Origin of the sequence: Pseudomonas sp. BF-R-26, from assembly GCF_019947395.1 — a bacterium.
GTDB classification, from domain to species: Bacteria; Pseudomonadota; Gammaproteobacteria; order Pseudomonadales; family Pseudomonadaceae; genus Aquipseudomonas; species Aquipseudomonas farris.
The window spans coordinates 162,702-184,983 of sequence record NZ_JAGYGK010000006.1 but is presented as its reverse complement, the minus strand read 5'-3'; the positions used below and the strand labels follow the sequence as shown (position 1 = coordinate 184,983).

The 22,282-nt window shown below is 59.7% G+C and carries 17 protein-coding genes; 5 read left to right on the top strand and 12 right to left on the bottom strand.

Annotated features, from left to right (window positions below; translation table 11 throughout):
• Positions 1–54: 54 nt before the first annotated feature.
• Positions 55–2,592 (bottom strand): PAS domain-containing protein, encoded by a 2,538-nt coding sequence (locus KGB18_RS10490; RefSeq protein WP_201062411.1) that lies wholly within the window; start codon positions 2,590–2,592, stop codon positions 55–57.
• Positions 2,593–2,711: 119 nt separating this feature from the next.
• On the opposite strand from KGB18_RS10490, the gene KGB18_RS10485 reads away from it, so the two are divergent.
• Positions 2,712–3,821 carry a PilT/PilU family type 4a pilus ATPase gene (locus KGB18_RS10485; RefSeq protein ID WP_123722457.1) on the top strand — a complete coding sequence of 370 codons (1,110 nt, stop codon included), beginning with the start codon at positions 2,712–2,714 and terminating at the stop codon, positions 3,819–3,821.
• 113 nt (positions 3,822–3,934) lie between these two features.
• Here the strand turns inward: KGB18_RS10485 and KGB18_RS10480 are convergent, their stop codons facing one another.
• The 10 genes from KGB18_RS10480 to KGB18_RS10435 form a co-directional block, all read right to left on the bottom strand.
• Positions 3,935–5,890, bottom strand: coding sequence for an acetoacetate--CoA ligase (locus tag KGB18_RS10480; protein WP_223569848.1), 1,956 nt, complete (start codon positions 5,888–5,890; stop codon positions 3,935–3,937).
• A 229-nt stretch (positions 5,891–6,119) separates the two neighbouring features.
• On the bottom strand, positions 6,120–6,893 hold the full coding sequence (gene hbdH, locus KGB18_RS10475; protein WP_223569847.1) for a 3-hydroxybutyrate dehydrogenase: 774 nt from the start codon (positions 6,891–6,893) through the stop codon (positions 6,120–6,122).
• Positions 6,894–6,900: 7 nt separating this feature from the next.
• Positions 6,901–8,292 (bottom strand): GntP family permease, encoded by a 1,392-nt coding sequence (locus KGB18_RS10470; protein ID WP_223569846.1) that lies wholly within the window; start codon positions 8,290–8,292, stop codon positions 6,901–6,903.
• Positions 8,293–8,577: 285 nt separating this feature from the next.
• Positions 8,578–9,993, bottom strand: a complete 1,416-nt coding sequence (locus KGB18_RS10465; protein WP_223569845.1) for a sigma-54 interaction domain-containing protein — start codon at positions 9,991–9,993, stop codon at positions 8,578–8,580.
• 158 nt (positions 9,994–10,151) lie between these two features.
• Entirely contained in the window at positions 10,152–11,732 is a 1,581-nt protein-coding gene (locus KGB18_RS10460; RefSeq protein ID WP_223569844.1) for an ABC transporter ATP-binding protein, read from the bottom strand.
• Between the two features lie 27 nt (positions 11,733–11,759).
• Positions 11,760–12,782, bottom strand: coding sequence for an ABC transporter permease (locus tag KGB18_RS10455; RefSeq protein WP_223569843.1), 1,023 nt, complete (start codon positions 12,780–12,782; stop codon positions 11,760–11,762).
• Positions 12,782–13,843, bottom strand: coding sequence for a microcin C ABC transporter permease YejB (locus KGB18_RS10450; protein ID WP_201062405.1), 1,062 nt, complete (start codon positions 13,841–13,843; stop codon positions 12,782–12,784). The genes KGB18_RS10455 and KGB18_RS10450 overlap by 1 nt, the downstream gene beginning before the upstream one ends.
• Positions 13,843–15,711 (bottom strand): extracellular solute-binding protein, encoded by a 1,869-nt coding sequence (locus KGB18_RS10445; RefSeq protein WP_223569842.1) that lies wholly within the window; start codon positions 15,709–15,711, stop codon positions 13,843–13,845. The genes KGB18_RS10450 and KGB18_RS10445 overlap by 1 nt, the downstream gene beginning before the upstream one ends.
• Before the next feature lie 135 nt (positions 15,712–15,846).
• Entirely contained in the window at positions 15,847–16,128 is a 282-nt protein-coding gene (locus tag KGB18_RS10440) for a peptidylprolyl isomerase (protein WP_007898306.1), read from the bottom strand.
• A 134-nt stretch (positions 16,129–16,262) separates the two neighbouring features.
• Positions 16,263–17,144 (bottom strand): esterase/lipase family protein, encoded by an 882-nt coding sequence (locus KGB18_RS10435; protein WP_123722395.1) that lies wholly within the window; start codon positions 17,142–17,144, stop codon positions 16,263–16,265.
• Between the two features lie 339 nt (positions 17,145–17,483).
• On the opposite strand from KGB18_RS10435, the gene KGB18_RS10430 reads away from it, so the two are divergent.
• Positions 17,484–18,536, top strand: a complete 1,053-nt coding sequence (locus KGB18_RS10430; RefSeq protein WP_201062403.1) for a hypothetical protein — start codon at positions 17,484–17,486, stop codon at positions 18,534–18,536.
• Positions 18,537–18,596: 60 nt separating this feature from the next.
• On the opposite strand, the gene KGB18_RS10425 is transcribed toward KGB18_RS10430, so the two are convergent.
• Positions 18,597–19,685, bottom strand: coding sequence for a 3-deoxy-7-phosphoheptulonate synthase (locus KGB18_RS10425; protein ID WP_123722397.1), 1,089 nt, complete (start codon positions 19,683–19,685; stop codon positions 18,597–18,599).
• A 625-nt stretch (positions 19,686–20,310) separates the two neighbouring features.
• Here KGB18_RS10425 and KGB18_RS10420 point away from each other — a divergent pair.
• The 3 genes from KGB18_RS10420 (at position 20,311) to uvrY (ending at position 22,282) form a co-directional block, all read left to right on the top strand.
• Complete coding sequence (locus tag KGB18_RS10420; RefSeq protein ID WP_201062402.1) at positions 20,311–21,069, top strand: carbon-nitrogen hydrolase family protein; 759 nt, start codon at positions 20,311–20,313, stop codon at positions 21,067–21,069.
• Positions 21,070–21,513, top strand: a complete 444-nt coding sequence (locus KGB18_RS10415; RefSeq protein ID WP_201062401.1) for a GNAT family N-acetyltransferase — start codon at positions 21,070–21,072, stop codon at positions 21,511–21,513.
• 127 nt (positions 21,514–21,640) lie between these two features.
• A complete protein-coding gene (gene uvrY, locus KGB18_RS10410; protein ID WP_008015884.1) occupies positions 21,641–22,282 on the top strand; it encodes a UvrY/SirA/GacA family response regulator transcription factor in 642 nt (213 codons plus the stop codon).

The window sequence follows — 22,282 nt, the reverse complement described above, 5'->3', positions numbered from 1 at the left end:
GCAACGGTGGTGGCTATGTTGGTGCCAGCGTGGGGCGCGCGATTATGCCTTAACTCAGTCCGTTTGGCCGATCATCGTGCGAATCTTGTTGGCCAGCAGGTCAATGGAAAAGGGTTTGGCCACCATGTCCATGCCTTCCTCCAGGAAACCCTGGCGTTCGGCGGCTTTCTCCGCATAACCGGTCATGAACAGCACCTTCAGGTCCGGGCGATGCTGACGCGCGATTTCCGCCAGTTGCCGACCGTTCATGCCCGGCAGCCCGACATCGGTCACCAACAGATCGACCCGCAGGTCGGACTCCAGCAAGGGCAGGGCGGCCTTCGCGTCTTCGGCTTCATGGGCGTGATAACCCAACTCATTGAGGAGATCGAGCACCAGCATGCGCACCGCCGGATCGTCTTCTACCAACACCACGGTTTCACCGGCAACCGCTGCCGGTGTTTCGCCGTTGAGCGGTTCCAGAGTGTGCTCCGGCACCGCGACGTGCAGCCGTGGCAAATACAGGCGAACGCAGGTGCCCTGGCCCGGCAGGCTGTGAAGGCTGACGTGCCCGCCCGACTGCTGGGCGAAGCCATAGATCATTGACAGTCCAAGGCCGGTGCCCTGGCCGATGGGTTTGGTGGTGAAGAACGGGTCGAAGGCCTTGGCCAACACTGACGGGGTCATGCCGGCGCCGTTGTCGCTGACGGCAATCATCAGGTAATCCCCGGCCCTGACCGGTTCCAGGGGAGTGATGTCGCTACCGTCGAGGTGAACGTTGGCGGTTTCGATCAGCAGCTCGCCACCTTCGGGCATCGCATCCCGGGCATTGATGACGAGGTTGAGCAGGGCGTTTTCCAGTTGGCTGACATCAGTACTGACCGGCCAGACTTCATTGGCCAGCTGCATTTTGAGCTCGATATGGTCGCCCTTGGTCCGGCGGAACAAATCTTCCAGGGAATGCACCAGCTGGTTGGCATTGAGCGGCTTGCGATCCAGCGACTGACGCCGTGAGAACGCCAGCAACCGATGGGTCAGGGCGGCGGCGCGGTGAGCCGAGGATACCGCGGCTTCGGTAAAACGACCGATCTCGGCGGCACGCCCGTCGGCGATGTAGCGCTGCATCAAATCGAGGCTGCCGATGATCCCGGTGAGCATGTTGTTGAAGTCATGGGCGATGCCGCCGGTGAGTTGTCCCACCGCTTCCATTTTCTGCGCATGCCGCAGAGCGTCTTCGGCGCGCTCGCGCTCGAACATCTCGTTTTGCAGCCGCTGGTTGGCTTCGGCCAGTTGTTGAGTGCGGGCGCTGACGCGTTCTTCAAGGGTTTCGTTGAGGTTGCGCAGGGCTTCTTCGGTCTGTTTGCGCTCGGTTTCGTCGATCACGAAGATGTAAAAACCATTGACCGCGCCGTCCGCGCCATGACGGGGCAGGTAGTTCATCAAGGCCTGACGGGTGCTGCCGTCGCGGTGCGCGGCGCTGATGCTGAAACTGCAAGCCTTGCCTTTCAGCGCCTCGGCGATGTATTCGGCACGCAGGGCATAGGCTTCGTCGCCCAACACTTCATGGATGGTGCGACCATAAAGCTCTTGGGGCGTCAGGCCGTACCATTCCAGATAGGCGGCATTGTTGAGGCGAAAGCGCTCCTCGCTGTCGACGTAACTGATCAGGATCGGCATGGCGTTAATGATCAGTTGCAGCTCGGTCTGGCTCTGGCGAAGGGCTTGTTCGATGTGCTTGCGTTCAGTGAGGTCCAGCGCGGCGCCGAGGAAACGGATCGGCCGACCATGATGATCCTTGTAGCAGCGGCCTCGGGCAAACACCCAGCGCAATTGGCCGTCGGCTTGCAGCAAGCGATATTCCTCGGCGTACTCGCTGCCATGGGTGATGCAGTGCTTGATGCTGCGGGCAATCATCGCGCGATCTTCCGGATGCACGCCGTGGAGGTATTCGCTGATGGGCAACTGGCTGGCCATGGTCGGGTCGACGCCATGCAACTGAGCGAAATGGGCGTCGGCGATGAAGCGGTCTTCGCCGATGTCCCAGTCCCAGGTGCCGACGGCATCGGTGGCGGCCAGCGCCAGTTGCAGACGCTGCTCGGTTTCGTGCTGGGCCTTGAGACTGGCGGCGGAGCGTTGCTCGAGTTCCAGGGCGATGCGCCGGCGTTCGTTGGTTTCGATGGCCGTGACCAGAATCCCGGCGACCTCGGCGCTTTCATTGCGAATGGGGCTGTAGGTCAAATCCAGCCAGAAGTCGGAATCTCGCCCGTCGCGCTGCAAGGTAAAGCGCTGTTCGCTGTAGGTCCGCACCTGGCCCTGTAGGACGGCGCTGTAAATCGGGTCGGTGAAGTCTTTCAGTTCTGGCCAGATCTGGTGCGTCGGTTGTCCGAAAGCGTGTGGGTGCTTGCTGCCGGCGAGGAAGGCGAAGCCGTCGTTGTAGATCTGCGTAAGCTGCGGGCCCCACAGCAACAGCATCGGCATGGGCGAGTGAATCACAATGTCCACGGCGGTGCGCAGGCTCTGCGGCCAGTGATCGGCGGCGCCCAGCGGGTTGTTTGTCCAGTCCAGTCGAGCAATCAAGGCCTGGGCGTCGCTGGCGGTCGGTGGTGCGTTCATTACAATGTCCTGCGCGTCAGTCGGTGTGGCGGCGTCTACTATCCTTGCATGGCGGTAGACGCTGGATGACCCGTTTCGGGTCATTTTTTCAATTGAATGCTTCGCGGGTGCTTTTTGCCATGGAAATCGATGCACTGTTGCAAATTCTGGCCAGCCGCAATGGCTCCGATCTTTACCTGTCCACGGGCGCGCCACCCAGCGCGCGATTTGACGGTGTGCTCAAACCCTTGGCCGAGCAACCATTCAAGCCCGGAGAAATCGCGGCCATCGCGGCGTCCATCATGGACGCTGAACAGCGCCTGGAGTTCGATCGCGAACTGGAGATGAACCTGGCGCTTTCCCTGGTCGGCGTCGGGCGCTTTCGGCTCAATATCTTCAAGCAACGCAACGATGTGTCTATCGTGGCGCGCAACATCAAACTCGACATTCCACGCTTCGAAGACCTCAAGTTGCCACCGGTGCTGCTCGAAACCGTGATGCTCAAACAAGGGCTGATATTGTTCGTCGGTTCGACTGGCTCGGGCAAGTCGACCTCGCTGGCGGCACTGATCGATTACCGCAATCGCCACAGCAGCGGCCATATCATCACCATCGAAGACCCGGTCGAGTTTATCCATCGGCACAAGAAGTCGATCATCAACCAGCGTGAGGTCGGCGTAGACACTCGCAGTTTTCATGCAGCGTTGAAAAACACCCTGCGCCAGGCGCCGGATGTGGTGCTGATCGGCGAAATTCGCGACCGCGAGACTATGGAGCATGCACTGGCGTTTGCCGATACCGGTCATCTGGTAATTTCCACTTTGCATGCGCACAACGCCAATCAGGCGCTAGACCGCGTGATCAACTTCTTTCCCGAAGAGCGCCGGACGCAACTGCTCCATGACCTGGGCAATAACCTCAAGGCCTTTGTTTCCCAGCGGTTGGTGCGGACCCGCGATGGGCAGCGCCGGGCGGCGGTGGAGATCATGCTGGGAACGCCGACCATCGGCGACCTGATCCGGCGCAATGAGCTTTCCGAGCTCAAGGGGATTATGGAGAAGTCGTCAGAGGCGGGGATGCAGACGTTTGATGGGGCGCTGTTCGAGCTGTTTGCCGAGGGCGCAATTGATGAGGCAGAGGCGCTGAAACATGCGGACTCGGTGAACAACTTGCGCCTGCGCCTGAAAATGCACGCTGAGGCTACGCCCGGGCCTCATACACCGCCGGGAGAATGGGGGCTGATGGATTGACGTCTACCCCCGTAGGAGCTGCCGAAGGCTGCGATCTTTTGACTTTGGCGTCAGATGAATCGCTAAAGATCAAAAGATCGCAGCCTTCGGCAGCTCCTACGGGGGGGGGCATTTCAGTCGTTCAATTCGGGGCGCTCGCGAAACTGCTCCAGCGCTTCGGGATTGGCCAGCGCATCGGTGTTTTTTACCTTCTCGCCGTGCACCACATTCCTCACCGCCAGCTCGACCACCTTGCCGCTGATCGTGCGCGGAATGTCGGTGACCGCGACAATCTTCGCTGGTACATGCCGTGGCGTGGTGTTGGCGCGGATGACCTGGCGAATCTGTTGTTGCAGCGCTTCGTCCAGCTCGACACCGTCGCGCAACTTCACGAACAGCACCACTCGCACGTCATCCTGCCATTGCTGGCCGATGGCGACGCTGTCCAGCACCTGCGGGACTTTCTCCACCTGACGATAGATTTCCGCCGTGCCGATGCGGACGCCGCCGGGGTTGAGCACCGCGTCGGAGCGGCCGTGGATCAGCATGCCGCCGTGAGGCAGTTGCTCGGCGTAGTCGCCTTGGGCCCAGACGCCGGGGAACAGGCTGAAATAGGATTTTCGCAGCTTCTCCCCGTCTGGGTCATGCCACAAACCGATGGGCATCGCCGGAAAATGTCGGGTGCACACCAGTTCGCCTTTTTCCCCAATCACCGGCTGCCCGGCGTCGTTCCAGACTTCGACCGCCATGCCCAGGCTCTTGCACTGCATTTCGCCACGGCGTACCGGCAGCACCGGATTGCCGATCACGAAGCACGAAACGATGTCGGTGCCGCCGGACATCGAGGACAGGCACAGGTCGGACTTGAACGCGCGATAGACGTAATCGAAGCTTTGCGGGGACAGCGCGGAACCGGTGGACAGCACGGTTTTCAGGCTGCTCAGATCATGACTTTCGCACGGCTTCACGCCGTTGCTTTCCAGCGCGGTGAGGAACTTGGGGCTGGTGCCGAAGACGTTGATGCGTTCGTCGTCGATCAGATCGATCAAGCGCTCCGGGCCTGGATGAAACGGCGAGCCGTCGTAAAGCACCACGGCGCTGTCGACTGCCAGGGCCGAGACCAGCCAGTTCCACATCATCCAGCCGCACGTTGTGTAATAGAACAAGCGGTCGCCGGGGCCGAGATCGGTGTGCAGGCCATGTTCTTTGACATGTTGCAGCAGCACGCCGCCGGTGCTGTGAACAATGCACTTCGGCACGCCGGTAGTGCCGCTGGAATAGAGGATGTACAGCGGATGAGCGAAAGGCACGGGAACGAATTGCGGCTCGCCGCCCGGGTCGTAGAAATCGTCCCAGAGCGTCACGTTGGCCTGGCTGTGGAAGTCTTCGATGCGTGCCTGGGGTCGTGCGTAAGGCACAACGATCAACTGCTGCAAGGACGGCAGTTGCCCGAGGATTTCGTTGACCTTGGCGGTCTGGTCGATCTCTTTGCCGGCGTAGCGGTAACCAGCGCAGGTGATCAGCATTTTCGGCTCGATCTGGCCGAAGCGGTCGATCACCCCGTGGGTACCGAAGTCGGGTGATGAACAAGACCAGATCGCGCCCAGACTGGTGGTGGCAAGCATCGCCACCAGGGTTTGCCAGGTGTTCGGCATGCACGCGGCCACGCGGTCGCCAATACCGACACCGGCAGCTTTCAGGCCGTTTTGAAAACCGGCGACGTGGCTCGCCAGTTCGGCCCAGGTCAGTTTTTCCCGTTGGCCGTTTTCACCGATGGCCACTACCGCCACGGCGTCGTCGCGACGGCGCAGCAGGTGCTCGGCGAAGTTCAGCGTGGCGCCGGGGAACCACTGGGCGCTGGGCATTTGCGTGCCCTCTATCAGCACAGCGTCTGGCTGATCGTGAAAACGAATGTCGAAGAAATCGACGATGGCCTGCCAGAAGGCTTCCCGCTGATCGATGCTCCATTGGTGCAGGGCAGGGTAGTCGGCGATCTCAAGGATGTGTCGCTGATTGACGAAGCGCCGGAAGGCCTCCATGCGGGTCTTGCCGATGCGCTCGGTGCCGGGTTGCCAGAGGATGTCGGACATGGCTTGGCCTCTTTTTCTTATGTGTACACAGTCTACTGTGGCGAGGGAGCTCTGTGATGAGAAGGCTTGCCTGTGGCGAGGGGGCTTGCCCCCGTTGGGTCGCGAAGCGACCCCGCTTTTTGCCTTTAGTTACACCACATTGCCCGGTTTTACGACTGCTCCGCAGCCGAACGGGGGCAAGCCCCCTCGCCACAGACAAGCCTTCCTCTCCACAGGGTCTGGCGGCGGGTTACTGCGCCAACCACCCACCATCAATATTCCACGCGGCGCCACGCACCTGGCTACCGGCCTCGCTGCATAAAAACAGCACCAACTCACCCAGCTGCGGCGGCGTCACGAATTCCAGCGACGGCTGCTTCTCGGCCAGCAAATCATGTTGCGCCTGCTGCGGGTCGATCCCGGTCGCGGCGCGATCATCGATCTGCTTCTGCACCAGCGGCGTCAGCACCCAACCCGGACAAATGGCATTGCAGGTGACGTTCGTCGTAGCGGTTTCCAGACCGACCACTTTGGTCAGGCCGATCACACCATGCTTGGCCGCGACGTACGCCGCCTTGCCCACCGAACCCACTTGGCCATGCACCGAAGCGATGTTGATGATCCGTCCCCAGCCCTTGGTGCGCATCCCCGGCAAACTCAAGCGGGTGCTGTGAAACACCGACGACAGGTTGATCGCAATGATCGAGTCCCAGCGCTCCACCGGAAAATCTTCCACCGACGCCACGTGCTGGATGCCCGCGTTGTTGACCAGGATATCCACGCCACCGAACTCACGCTCGGCGTACTCGATCATGTCGGCGATCTGCGCCGGGTTGCTGACGTCGGCGGGGTGATGGCCGACTTTGCCGCCGAATTGTTCGACTTCGGCAATCACCCTGGACGCATCGCCGAAACCGTTGAGGATCAGGTTGGCGCCAGCCTTGGCCAGGCTCAGGGCGATTCCCAGACCGATGCCGCTGGTGGAACCGGTGACCAGTGCGGTCTTGCCCGAAAGAGTCGTCATGAATACCTCACACAATGCCAGTGGCGTAGAAAGTACCGATCACCAAAAAAACAGCGAGTGTCTTGATCAGCGTAATACAGAAAATGTCTTTGTAGGCCTCGCGGTGGGTCAAACCGGTGACCGCCAACAAAGTAATCACCGCGCCGTTGTGCGGCAGGGTGTCCATGCCGCCACTGGCCATCGCGGCGACCCGGTGCAGCACTTCCAGCGGAATATTGGCGGCGTGGGCGGCACTGATGAACGTCTCGGACATCGCCGCCAGGGCGATGCTCATGCCGCCCGACGCCGAACCGGTGATGCCGGCCAGCAGGGTCACGGTAATCGCTTCGTTGACCAGCGGGTTGGGAATGCTTTTGAGCCAGCCGGACAGCACCAGAAAACCCGGTAGCGATGCGATCACTGCGCCGAAACCGTATTCCGACGCGGTGTTCATCGCCGCCAGCAGCGCGCCGCTGACCGCACTTTTACTTCCTTCGGCCAACTTGCCGCGAATCGTCTGAAAGGCGAACACCAGCACCATGACGATGCCTACCAGCAAGGCTGCCTGGACCGCCCAGATCGCCGTCAGTTTGGCGATGTCGGTGGTCACCGGTGCTGCCATGCCTGGCAACGAGAGGCTGTGAGTCTTGCCGTACCACAGCGGAATCCAGCGGGTGAACAGCAGGTTCATCAGGCCCACCATCAACAGCGGCGAGAGCGCGATCCACGGGTTGGGCAGCTTGATGTCCGGCGCGGTTTCCGGTTCATTGCGCAGCTCTGAACCATAACCTTCACCCGTGCGCTGGGCCTTGTTGCGCTGGCGCTGAAGGAACAGCATGCCGGCGCAGAACACGAAAATCGTGCCGATCACACCCAGCCACGGTGCCGCCCAAGCGGTGGTGTTGAAGAAGGTGCTAGGGATGATGTTCTGGATCTGAGGAGTGCCGGGCAGGGCGTCCATGGTGAACGAGAACGCGCCGAGGGCGATGGTCGCCGGGATCAGGCGTTTGGGAATATTGCTCTGGCGGAACATCTCGGCGGCAAACGGGTAGACCGCAAACACCACCACAAACAGCGACACGCCGCCGTAAGTGAGCAGGGCGCAGACCAGCACGATCACCAGCATCGCCTGGCGAGTGCCAAGCAAGCGAATTGCCGCTGCGACAATGGAGCGGGAGAAACCCGACAACTCGATCAGCTTGCCGAATACGGCACCGAGCAGGAACACCGGGAAATACAGTTTGACGAAGCCGACCATTTTTTCCATGAACACCCCGGTGAAGACTGGGGCAACGGCGGAAGGGTCGGTGAGCAGGACGGCGCCGAGGGCGGCGATCGGGGCAAAGAGGATAACGCTGTAGCCACGGTAAGCAGCCACCATCAGCAGCGTAAGAGCTGCCAAGGCAATGATCACACTCATGGTGTGTCTCCTGGATTGTTATTTTTGTAGGGTGAGGCTTTTGTAGGAGAGGGCTTTAGCGAGTTTCGTGCCATCTATATAAGTTATTGAAATATATAGAGATTATGTTTTTTATCAGTGTTGTGAAAAATATTTGTCTCCATATTGAGACGGGGCGGAGGGCCTTAAAAGATCGCAGCCTTCGGCAGCGCCTACAGGGAAATGCGGAAGTCCTATGTAGGAGCTGCCGAAGGCTTCGATCTTTTGATCCTGAAAATCCATCTACCAATGGAGATCAATGTCTCTTTATGGAGACTCCGCAATCCCCAACGCCACCATCTTCTTGTACAACGTCGACCGCCCCAGCCCCAACCGAGCCGCCGCTTCGATAACCTTCCCGCCGCATTGCGCGAGGGCGGATTCAATCAACTGCCGATCAAACCGTTCGCGAGCCTCACTGAAGGTTTCATGGGCAACCGGCTCGATGACTAGGGGCACCACACGCTCCACCGGGGTAAAACTGCCAATCGCCGCGCGGATATCCGTCGCGTTCAGCATCAAATCATCACTGAGCAACGCCGCACGCTCCAGGACGTTGCGCAGTTCACGAATGTTCCCTGGCCAGGCGTGTTGACCCAACAAATCCAAGGCTTCGGGGTTCAGTTCGTGCTGACTGCGCAGCTCCTCGAGAATCGCTTCGCTGAGGGCCGGCAGGTCGTCGAGGCGATCACGCAGGGGCGGAACCTGAATCGGCAGCACGTTGAGGCGGTAATACAAGTCGGCACGAAACTCGCCGCGTTTGATCGCCGCTTCCAGATCGGTGGAGGTGGCCGCGATCACTCGCACATCGCTCTGGATCACTTCGTTGGAGCCCACCGGCTCGAATTCCTTTTCCTGCAACACTCGCAGCAACTTGCTTTGCAGGGGCAGCGGCATGTCGCCGATCTCATCGAGAAACAGCGTGCCGCCCTGAGCGATTTGCAACTTGCCGGTGCGGCCCTTGCGATCAGCACCGGTGAACGCGCCGGGGGCGGTGCCAAAGAACTCGGCTTCCAGCAGCGATTCGGGAATCGCCGCGCTGTTGATGCTGACGAACGCTTTGTGTGCCCGAGGAGAAGCGCCGTGGATCGCCTGGGCCAGCAGTTCCTTGCCGGTGCCGGTTTCGCCGAGCAACAACACCGGTGACTCGGCACTGGCGCTGCGCCGGGCGCGGCGTTTGACCTCCAGGCTGGCGGCGCTGGTGCCGATGAAATGGGCGAAGTTGTACTTGGTCTGCCGCGCCCGCAGCAGCGAGCGAGTGGAGGCCAGTTCTTCCTGCATGCTCAGGTAGCGCTTGAGCATCGGCGACAGGCTGCGCAATTCATCGAACAGGGCAAAACCGATGGCGCCGATCACTGCGCCGGCATCGTCGTGAATCGGCAGGCGCATCACCACCAACGGTTCCTTGGGGGTGTCCTGCATGTCCAGCAGGATGGGTCGTCCGGTGCGCACCACCTCGCGTAACAGGCTGCCGGGGATCACGCTTTCGCAGGCCCTGCCGATCGCACCTGCGGCCGATTCGAGACCGAAACGCCGGGCATAACGCTCATTCATCCAGACGATGTTTGCGTCGCGGTCGACAATCACCGTGCCCTCGCTCGATTGCTCGATGATCTCGAACAGCGAGCGGATCGCCAGGGAGCGAACGCGCTGGTAGTCCTTGAGGCTTTCGGTGGTGTTCATGGGGCTGATCCTGATTAAGTATTGCCTGTGCTGGTCCAATCGCGGGCAAGCCCGCTCCCACAGGATTTGGGGTTGCCGCTGAATGTGGGCACGACATAAAACCTGTGGGAGCCGGGCTTGCCCGCGATGGCCGCGACGCGGTTCATCGGCGTACGGGATTATGCCAACCCCGGATGCGCCGCCGCCAACAGCTCTTTGGTATACGGATGCTGCGGCGACTCGAACACATCATGGCTCGCGCCGCTTTCCACTACTTTGCCGTCCTTGATCACGATCATGTCGTGGGCCAGGGCGCGCACCACCGCCAGGTCGTGGCTGATGAACAGGTAGGTCAGGCCATGTTTCTCCTGAAGCTGGCGGAGCAGGGCGACCACTTGTTTTTGCACCGTGCGATCCAGCGCCGAGGTCGGTTCGTCGAGCAGGATCAGCGCCGGTTTCAGCACCAGTGCGCGGGCAATGGCGATGCGCTGGCGTTGGCCGCCAGAGAATTCGTGCGGGTAGCGATGACGGCTTTGCGGGTCGAGGCCGACTTCTTCCAGCACCCGGATCACCTGGGCTTCGCATTCGTCCGGGGTGGACTGGCTGTGAACCTCAAGGCCTTCACTGATGATCTGCGCCACGGACATTCGCGGGCTGAGGCTGCCGAAGGGATCCTGGAACACCACCTGCATCTTCTTGCGCCATGGCCGCAGCTGCTTTTGCGTCAGGCCATCCAGCGCCTGCCCCTGAAAGCGAATGCTGCCTTCGGAATCAAGCAAGCGCAGGATCGCCTGACCAAGCGTGGACTTGCCTGAACCGGACTCACCGACGATGCCCAGGGTCTTGCCGCGCTGAACGTTCAGGCTGATGCCGTCCACCGCGCGCAGGTAAGTCTTACGCTGGAACAGCCCGCCACTGAGGGTGAACTGCACTTGCAGATTCTCCACTTCCAGCACGTTTTCACGCTCGTCCCGGGGCAGGGCTTCACCTTCCGGCTCGGCGTTCAGCAGCACGCAGCTGTAAGGGTGTTTCGGCTCGGTGAACAGCGTTTCGCAAGGTGCCTGCTCGACGATTTCCCCGGCGTGCATCACGCACACCCGCTGGGCCATGCTGCGCACCAGATTGAGGTCGTGGCTGATCAGCAGCAGCGACATGCCGAGTTGCTCTTGCAGGGATTTGAGCAGCCGCAGGATCTTGCGCTGCACCGTCACATCCAGCGCGGTGGTTGGCTCGTCGGCGATCAGCAATTCCGGTTCGCAGGCCAGGGCCATGGCGATCATCACCCGTTGCCGCTGGCCGCCGGACAGTTGGTGCGGGTAGGCCTTGAGGCGCTCTTCGGGTTTTTGGATGCCAACCAGTTGCAGCAACTCAATAATCCGCGCTTGCGCCGCTTTGCCACCCAGCCCTCTGTGCAGCAACAGGGTTTCGCCGATCTGCTTTTCGATGCTGTGCAGCGGATTGAGGGAGGTCATCGGCTCCTGGAAGATTATCGCGATCCGGTTGCCGCGCAGTTCGCGCAAGACGTTGGCGTCGGCGCCGATCAATTCCTGGCCGCGATAGCGAATGCTGCCGGTGGTTTCAGTGCCGGTCTCGGGCAGCAGTTGCAGAATCGAGTGGGCGGTCACCGACTTGCCGCAACCCGACTCACCGACCAGCGCCAGGCATTCGCCGGGGCGGATGTCCAGGCACAGGTTGCGCACCACGGTCTGGCCGCTGAAGGCCACGTTGAGGTCACGGATTTCGATCAGGTTGTCACTCATATCAACAGTCCGTCTCATGATCGGGGATCAGGATCGTGGATCAAAGGCATCACGCAACGCCTCGCCAATGAACACCAATAAAGAAAGAATCAGCGCCAGGGTGAAAAACGCCGTCAGCCCCAGCCACGGTGCTTGCAGGTTCTGCTTGCCTTGACCGATCAATTCGCCCAGGGACGCACTACCGGCGGGCATGCCGAAGCCGAGAAAATCCAGCGCCGTGAGCGTGGATATCGCCCCGGTCAAAATGAACGGCAGATAACTCAGGGTGGCATTCATCGCGTTGGGCAGAATGTGCCGCACGATCACCTTGCGATCGGTCAGGCCCAATGCGCGGGCGGCCTTGACGTATTCCAGGTTGCGCCCGCGCAGGAACTCGGCGCGCACCACGTCCACCAGGGCCAGCCAGGAAAACAGCGCCATGATCCCCAACAGCCACCAGAAATTCGGCTCAACGAAGCCCGACAGAATGATCAACAGGTACAGCACCGGCAGCCCCGACCAGACTTCCTGCAAGCGCTGGCCGATCAGGTCGACCCAGCCGCCGTAATAGCCTTGCAGGGCACCGGCGGCGATGCCGATCAACGCGCTGATAAAGGTCAGCGCCAGCGCGAACAGAATCGACACCCGCGCCCCGAAAATCACCCGGGCCAACACGTCGCGGGCCTGATCGTCGGTGCCCAGCCAGTTGACCTTTGACGGCGGGCTTGGTGCGGGTTGATTGAGGTCGTAATTGGGCGTGTCGTCGCTGAAAGGGATCGGCGCAAACAGCATCCAGCCGCCGTCCTTGTGAATCAGCTTCTGCACGTAATCGCTGCGGTAGTCGGCCTGAAATGGCAGTTGCCCACCGAACTCCTGCTCGGTATGGCGTTTGAAGGCCGGGAAGTACAGCGAGCCCTGATAACTGACCATCAGCGGTTTGTCGTTGGCGATCAGCTCGCCGCCCAGGGTCAGCAGGAACAGGCCGATAAACAACCACAGCGACCACCATCCCCGGCGGTTTTTCTTGAAACGGTCGAAACGGCGACGGCCCAGCGGCGAGAGCTTGAACATCAGGCGTTCCTCGCGGCGAAGTCGATACGCGGGTCGACCAGGGTGTAGCAAAGGTCACCGATGATTTTTATCAGCAAGCCGAACAAGGTGAAGATGAACAGCGAACCGAATACCACAGGATAGTCCCGTGATACCGCGGCTTCGTAACTCATGCGCCCCAGGCCATCGAGGGAAAAAATCACTTCGATCAGCAGCGAGCCGGCGAAAAAGACGCTGATGAAGGCCTGCGGAATTCCCGACACCACCAGCAGCATGGCGTTGCGAAACACATGGCCGTAAAGCACCCGGCGTTCGCTCAAGCCCTTGGCCCGGGCGGTGACTACGTACTGGCGAGTGATTTCATTGAGGAAGGAGTTCTTGGTGAGGATGGTCAGGGTCGCGAAACCGCCGACCACCAGCGCCGTCACCGGTAGCACCAGGTGCCAGAAATAATCGGTGATTTTACCCAGGGTCGACAGTGACTCGAAATTGTCCGAGACCAGGCCGCGTACCGGGAACCAGTTCAACGACGTGCCGCCGGCGAAGACCACGATCAGGAACATCGCGAACAGGAACGCCGGCATGGCGTAACCGATGATGATCGCGGTGCTGCTCCAGATATCGAAATGGCTGCCATGGTGCACGGCCTTGCGGATGCCCAGAGGGATCGACACCAGGTAGGTGATCAACGTGGCCCAGAGTCCGAGGGAAATGGTCACCGGCATTTTTTCCAGAATCAGGTCGGTGACGGTGGCGCCGCGGAAAAAGCTCTTGCCGAAGTCGAGGTGGGCGTAGCTCTTGAGCATCAGCCACAGGCGTTCCGGTGCCGGCTTATCGAAGCCGTATTGCTTTTCGATCTCCTTGATCAACTGCGGATCGAGCCCGCGACTGGCGCGCGAACTGCCCTGCAGGGCTTCGCTGGAACCGCCGCCGACATTCGCTCCGCCGATGCCTTGCAGGTGCGCGATGGCTTGTTCCACCGGGCCACCCGGTGCAGCCTGGACGATAATGAAATTGACCAGAAGAATGATCACCAGCGTCGGAATGATCAGCAGCAAGCGCCGCAGTACGTAAGCCCACATCAGTGCGGTCCTCCGGGTTTGCCGCGTTTGATGAGCTCGGCAGTCATCTGTTGGTTGGTCAAGGGAGTGGAGCTCACTTCCCACCAACTCTCGATGGCTTCCTCATTGCTCGCCTGTACAGAGGGAATGCCGAAGCGGTTCCACCACACGGTCGAGCTGCCTGGCGGGTAATAATTGGGAATCCAATAGAAGTTCCATTGCAGGACACGGTCCAGGGCATGGGCGTAGCGCAGCATGTCAGCCTTGGTGGTGGCGCGAACCAGGCCGTTGACCAGCGTATCGACCGCGGGGTTCTTCAGCACCATGTAGTTGTTGGAGCCGGGATCGTTGGCCGCTACCGAGCCAAAATAGTTGTACAACTCGTTGCCCGGCGAAGTGGTGACCGGGTAGCCGGTGACGATCATGTCGTAGTCCCGGGACATCAGGCGGTTTACGTACTGGGAGGCGTCGATGCGGCGAATATTCAGGTCGATGCCGATTTGTTTCAGGGTGCGCTTATAAGGCAGCAGCAATCGATCCATGCCGTTCTGGCTGATCAGGAAGGTGAAGCTCAGCGGTTGACCTTGGGCATTGACCAGTTGATCGCCATCGGGTTTCCAGCCCGCCTGTTCGAGTAAGTCCAGGGCTTGCAACTGTTTGTCGCGAATCACGCCGCTGCCATCGGTTTTCGGTGCTTCGAAGACCTGGGTGAAGACTTCGTCGGGGATTTGCCCGCGCAGCGGTTCGAGAATCGCCCGCTCACCGGCGTCGGGCAGTTGCCGGGCTGCAAGGTCGGTATTGGAAAAGTAGCTCTGCTGGCGGATGTACAGGTCGCGCATCATCTGCCGGTTGCTCCACTCGAAATCCCAGAGCATGGCCAGGGCCTGGCGCACGCGGCGGTCCTGGAACATCGGGTTTTGCAGGTTGAACACAAAGCCTTGGGCCGATTGCGGTGCCTCTTTGGCCAGGTGAGCCTTTTGCAGGCGACCGTCGCTCAGCGCCGGGCTGACGTAGCCGATGGAGTAGGCGGTGGCGGAGAATTCGCGGTTGTAATCGTAGGCGCCGCCACGCAGAACCTGACGGGCAACGTCGGTATCGCCGAAGTACTCGATGCTGAAATGATCGAAGTTGTAGAGGCCGCGGCTGACCGGTAAATCCTTGCCCCACCAGTCGGCGTTACGCTCGAAGGTGATGCTGCGCCCGGAGTCGACCTTGCTTACGCGGTACGGTCCGCTGCCCAGCGGCGGCTCGTAACCGCCGCCGTTAGCGAAGTCGCGGGTTTTCCACCAGTGCTCGGGAAATACCGGCAAGGTCGCGAGGTCCAGGGGCAGGGTACGGTTTTCGTTGCTCTTGAAGTCGAACCGAACGGTGAGTGGTGACTCCACTTCGACGCCTTTGACGTCGGCGAATTGCGTGCGATAGCGCAGGCTGCCCTGGGTCATCAGCAGGTCGAATGTGTAGCGCACGTCTTCGGCGGTGATCGGCTTGCCGTCGGCGAAACGGGCCTTCGGATTCAGATAGAAACGCAGCGACAGTCCGTCGTCGGAACGCTCCATCTGTTGGGCCACCAGGCCATAAACGGTATAGGGCTCGTCCAGCGAGCGCTGGGCCAGGGGTGAGTAAATCAAGCCGTCGATCTGCGTGACACCCGTGCCTTTGTCGATGTACGGCAGGATATGGTCGAAATGGCCGATTTCCATCGCCGAGCGACGCATCGTGCCGCCCTTGGGCGCTTGCGGGTTGGTGTAGGCGAAATGACTGAAGCCAGCGGGATACTTCGCCGGTTCACCGTACACGGTCAACGCATGTTGCGGTGCAGCGTTCACACCGGCGGCGCCCAATAACAGGGCCACGGCAGTGAACAACAAAGTGGGGAAAACCAGTCGCATTGTCAGCCTTAGAGCCGGGTGGTCGATAACCACAATTTGTACGCTAGCGGCGCGTCCCTCGCCAGCCGTATCACGTAACGAAAACACAACGGCCCACCAAAAGGCGGGCCGTTATGTAGCAAACTCTAGGGTTGATCAGTCCTGACGGCTGGTCACTTCCAGCAGGTGATAACCGAACTGGGTCTTGACCGGGCCTTGGACCACGTTGATCGGTGCGCTGAAAACCACGGTGTCGAATTCCTTGACCATCTGGCCTGGACCGAACGAACCCAGGTCACCGCCCTGGCGGCTGGACGGGCAGCTGGAGTTGGCTTTAGCGACTTCGGCGAAGTCGGCACCGGCTTCGATCTGGGCTTTGAGTTCGTTGCACTTTTCTTCGCTGGAAACCAGGATGTGACGGGCAGTGGCTTTGGCCATGGGAAAATACTCCATTCAATGTTCAATAAAGTGCGGAGCCTACCGGATTCAGTGGGCTATTTCTCTCTCAAAGTTCCGTGAATATCAATTCAGTGGATATCAGTTCCGTCTATCGCATGGCATCAAGACATTGCTTAAAGGCCGGCATTTCTCAAGCGTTCGGCATGCTGTACGTACAGGGCGATCGGGTCGATGCCCTTGCGGACCTGACCGGTTGTCTGGCCGAGGCTATCTAGATGATCCAGCGGATAGTCCGAACGGATCACTTTCCCCAAATGGGCGCTGAATCGACCGACCATGCCGTCATTCTGTTCGGCTTCGGTGGTGAAATAGTGGGAGAAGGCCCGCAGGAATCCGTGCAGCGGATTGAGTGCATGGAGCCCCTCATCGAGAATGTTTCCCTGCAGGATGCCGCTCCAGGAATAGTAGCGCACGCCGTTTACCATTTCACGACCCTTGCCACCCCAGGTTTTCGGTAACCCTTGAGGGTACTTGTCGTTGAATGCGCCAACGCCTTCGGTGGTCAGTGCATTGAGCGCGGCGATGGCGTTCTGCGGCAGGTGCCGGTTGCCACTGAGCAATGAGAGGAAGTCGGCGAACAGGGTGGCCACCGCTCCGGCGACCAGTTCCGGCAGGCGCCCGGGCGTCAGCGCCTTGCGCAGGAAGTCGGCCAGTTCCGAGCCATGGTTCGGCCCGCTGACCGATGTCACCGAAGCGACAGCCTCCGGCGCCAGCGCCCCCGCATACCGTGCAGCCAGTGCACCCTGACTGTGACCGATCAGGTTGACTTTGCTTGCACCGGTTCCTTGCAATACCCGGTCGATCTGCGCCAACAGTTGTTCGCCGCGGGTTTCATTACTGTGGGTGGCTGACAGGTGTGGGATGAAAACCCTCGCACCGGCACTTCTCAGGGCCAGTTTGACGTCATGGAACAGTTCAAGGTTGCCGATGCGATCGAAGCCGAAGAGCCCATGGACCAGCAGGATCGGATACTGAGTGGTTGCATTCCGTAGCATGTACATTCCTTTTTTCACGGTAGGTCAGGTGTGTGCTCAAGGGCGCACTCTAAAGCACACCACCTGCTCGGCGATGTATGAAAAAGCCGCTGTAACCTGATGAAAACGGAATAGAAATTGTACGAAAGCTCGAATGAGCATGAGGTCTTGGTCGGAATATCCGGACATCTTTTTAACGATGACTGCGAGCTTCCTCGCAATGACCTACTGCTGAAACGTCCTTTTACCGTGCAAGACGACGCAATTGTCCGGCAGCGCGAATCAGCACCGCGGGTTTCAATAGGCTTCGTTCGATGTCGACCTCAAGGCGACATTGATTCCAAGGACTGGAGCGTATAAATGACTTCTTATGAAGCAGATAACTTGAATGTTGTAGAGCAATGCCTGGTGGCACCACAGCTGGATCAGGCGGATAACGCCACACTCGATCCGTCCGACAATAAGGCGATTATCACCGTCGCGCCTTACCCGGACATGGCCTGCGGAGACAAACTGGTCATGTTCTGGTCAGGTATTGATTCAGAGGGTGTTGCGTATCGGCATGAGGTATCGCGGTTTGTCAGCGAAGCTCAGGTGGGCAGGGCGATTGTCTTTTGCGTATCGGCCGTGCACATCACCGCATTGGACGGCGGGTCACTCGAGGTTTATTACGCCCTCTACACTGCGCGCTTTTGTGAACCTGTGGAGTCCGGGCGTTTATACCTGAGCGTCGGTGATGCCCGGCCAGATTTGCTGCCTGTGATTGTGAACGATGCGGTGGGCGGCACGCTCGATCCGGACCGAGTCGTGGAGGGGGCGCGCGTGACGATCAGACCGTATGCCCGGATGGCGCCTGGAGATCGGGTCTTGCTGTCCTGGGCAGGTGCTACGCCACAAGCGAGTTTCAATGACACATTGAAAGTCGAATCCTTTGCAGTGGGTGGTGAACTGTCGTTCTGGGTAAGTCCTGACTGTATTGCATCCAATCTCGGGGCTGCCGTTACGATCGGCTACTGCGTCGAGCAGAAGGGGCAGGCGTCACGCTTCTCGGAGCTTGCACCACTGTTGATCGGCGCGCTGGAACGAGAACCGCTTTTGCCACCTACCGTGCTGGAAGCCGATGAGGGTTGGCTGGATGTGCAAGATGCGATCGATGGTGTCACCGTCGTGATCGATAATGCTCAGGCTGAAGAGGGGGAACTGGTCTATCTGAAATGTGACGGAGAGCATTTCAATCATCGCGATGATCGTGAAGTCTCCAGGGAAATGGCCGGTCAACCGCTGGTATTTATCGTCCCCTACAGGTTTTGGCGCGAGCATCAGGACTTGACGGTCCGAGTAGCCTATTCGGTCGAGCGTCTCGACGATGTGAGCCAGCAGTCCGAAGCCACGTTGGTGCAAGTGCACTCGTAAACAGGTTTTAACGTCGACCGCCCTCCGGTTTTCGATTGAAAACCGGAAGGCGGGCATTGGTCACTTTGGCTGTTGAGTATGGCGCTGCGTACGAAGCCGCTCGGCTGCCTGCAGCAACAGTTGTTCCGTCCCGGTCCAGCCAAGGCAGCCGTCCGTTACCGACACCCCGTAACGCAGCGACGGGCTCAATGGCTGGCAGCCTTCGAACAGATGGCTCTCAATCATCATGCCGACCAGCGAACGATCACCTTGCAGGCGTTGTTCAAGCACGTCGTTGAACACGGCTGGCTGACGCATTGGATCTTTACCGCTGTTCGCGTGGCTGCAGTCGACCATGATCCGCGCCGGGATCTTGAGTCTGGTCAAATCGCTGTGCACTTGGGCGATGCTGTCGCGGTCGTAGTTCGGCCCGCGATGGCCTCCACGCAGTACCAGGTGGGTGTCGGGGTTGCCCGGTGTCTGAATAATTGCAGGGTGCCCTTGGCTATCGACGCCGAAATGGCGATGCGGATGGGCGGCCGAGCGCATGGCGTCGCTGGCGATAGCCACACCGCCATCGGTACCGTTCTTGAACCCTACTGGCATGCTCAGGCCGCTGGCCATTTCCCTGTGGATCTGTGATTCGGTGGTACGGGCGCCAATCGCGACCCAGCTCAACAGGTCGTCGAAGTAGCCGGCGGCCATCGGTTGTAGCAGTTCGGTGGCAACGGGCAAGCCCAGCTGGAGCATTTCGCGCATCAATTCGCGGGACAGCGTCAAGCCACCCGCCATGTCGTCGCTGCCATCCAGATGCGGGTCGTAGGCCAGGCCTTTCCAGCCGATCGTGGTGCGGGGTTTTTCGACGTAGGCGCGCATCACCAGCAGCATTTCATCGCTGACTTGCGCAGACAGACGGGCCAGGTTGGCGGCGTATTCGAGGGCTGAACGGGGATCGTGAATCGAGCAGGGACCGACGATGACCAGCAGACGGGAGTCTTCACCGTTGAGGATCGCGCGAACCGCCTCACGGTGGTCGGCGACTTGCCGGGTCAGGGCATTGCTGAGGGGTAATTGCTGTTTGAGTTGCAATGAACTGGGCAGACGCAAGGTCAGCGCTTCATTGGCAGGGCTCAGGGTGGACAGCGGCAGAGCAGAGACGGACGAGTTCATATTCGGGCTTCCTGGGCTGGCGGCGGGTTCGTTCCCGCGCGCTCGGCCCTACTGGGGTGTTCGACAATTGGCCGGATTGGCTGCGTGTGTGTGCTTGCCACCTGTGGGTGACCGATCGGAGGCGGCAGGCTGTCCCGAGCGGAGGCTGGTAAATCGCCAGGCGGTAAAACTGTCGTAACGGTAATAAGTGGTGTAGTTCATGTCGTGAATCCTCAAATTGTCTGGTTGACGCTAAAAATGTTCAGGGCTGAAAAAACAAAACCCCCGGTCGGGGAGCCGACCGGGGGTTGAGAATTCTCTGGTGGCGACCCGTTTAAAGTGGGCGCCGTGTGGGTATCAGGCGCGCCAGTGGCTAAACCAATACCCAAAATAAAAGCTGACCGAAGCACAAACGTCATTCGCCCGGGCAGCCGCAACCGAGCGCGGGGCGCTGGCGGTACGAAGCTGTGAGAGGGCGTTGAGCATGGTCTGTCTCCGATGAATGCGCCGAGCTTACTAGAGGCCGGTACGCGGATTCAATCAGAAAATGCTATCGATGATCATGGGCTTTTCTATCGCTTGAGTACGTCGGGGGTTGTGACACACTTTGCGCTGCGCCCAATCACCACAACGACAAGGACGAACCATGACGACACTGACCATTGCCGCCGCTCAATCAATCTCCATCGCCGGTGATCTTGCCGCCAATATGGCCTGGCATCGGCGCTTCATGCAGGTTGCTGCAGAGCAAGGCGTGCAATTGCTGGTGTTTCCGGAACTGTCGCTGACCGGGTACGAACGCGGCCTGGCGGCGGAGCTGGCCATAGCGCCAGACGCCAGGGTGCTGCAACCGCTGCGCGACTTCGCGCGGGAAGTCGGTGTGACCAGTGTCGTTGGGATGCCGATTCGTCTGTCGAACGATTCGCCGGTATTGATCGGCGCACTGGTATTGGGTGCCGATGGTTCGCTTGGGGTTTACAGCAAGCAACATCTGCACCCAGGCGAGGAAGTGGCATTTGCCCCGGGAACGGGCGGTTCGACATTAAAGATCGGTAGCGACACCGTCGCGCTAGCGGTATGCGCCGATTTTTCTCACGCCAGCCACGCGGCAACCGCGGCACGGCAGGGCGCTGATCTTTACGCTGCGGGCGTGTTGGTCACAGAAAACGGCTACGCTCCGGATACCGCACTATTGCAGGGCTATGCTTGTACCCACTCGATGGCGGTTCTGATGGCCAACCATGGTGGCGCAACGGGTGGCTGGGAGTCGGCAGGGCGCAGTGCAATCTGGGCGGCGGACGGGACGTTGATTGTGGCGGCGCCGGGTACGGGGAATCTTATGGTCGTTGCTCGTCGCAATGCTGATGGCTGGAAAGGGCAAATCGTCGCTGTGGCGGAGGCTTGAATGGGTTTCGAATTGCGTCCGGCAACGTCTCGGGATCTGGACTTTGCTCGTAACCTGACTTGTCGAAATATGCTTCGCTACTACATTCAACATGAGCTGTTGTGGCTGGACGAGGCCTTTGATGTCGCCTGGGAGGGACGCGAAAACTGGCTGATTGTGCGTGATGACACGTTGATGGGGTATGTCAGTCTGAGCCGCGACGCTAGTGCCTTGTATATCCGCGAATTGCATTTATTAACAGCGTACCAGGGGCAGGGCGCCGGCTCCTGGACGATCGATCAGGTATTCGCGATGGCGTGCAAGGAACGACGTCCGGCATTGCGTCTGACCGTCTTTGAAAATAATCCGGCAAAAATGCTTTACGAGAGAAAGGGTCTCAAGGTGGTCGGTCAAGACCAGTGTTTCCTGAGAATGCAGCGTGATATCAATGAACTGCATCGCTGAAACACACTGGCGGCAAGCCTCGCAAGAAGAATTGACACTTTTTATATGCGGCTTGCCGCTAGGTCTGCCAGTTGCTTTTTGCTAAGGTGTCCGACAACCCAATAAGACCAAATCGCGAGGTGTCTGCTTGATTAGGGTGCTAGTAGTCGATGACCATGATCTCGTTCGTACAGGCATTACACGAATGCTGGCTGACATCGATGGCCTGCAAGTAGTCGGCCAGGCTGAGTCAGGGGAGGAATCCCTGCTGAAAGCGCGTGAGTTGAAACCCGATGTGGTGCTGATGGACGTCAAGATGCCCGGGATCGGCGGTCTTGAAGCCACGCGCAAATTATTGCGCAGTCATCCAGACATCAAAGTCGTCGCGGTCACCGTGTGCGAAGAAGATCCGTTTCCTACCCGGCTGTTACAGGCAGGTGCCGCGGGTTACCTGACCAAGGGCGCCGGATTGCCGGAAATGGTCCAGGCCATTCGCCTGGTGTTTGCCGGGCAACGCTACATCAGCCCGCAAATTGCCCAGCAACTGGCGATCAAGTCGTTCCAGCCAACCAATGATTCGCCCTTCGACGCCTTGTCGGAGCGGGAAATCCAGATTGCGTTGATGATTGTCGGCTGTCAAAAGGTGCAGATCATTTCCGACAAACTGTGCCTGTCGCCAAAAACAGTGAATACCTACCGTTACCGTATTTTCGAGAAGCTTTCGATCAGCAGCGATGTCGAGTTGACGCTGTTGGCGGTTCGTCACGGCATGGTTGATGCCAGCCTCTGA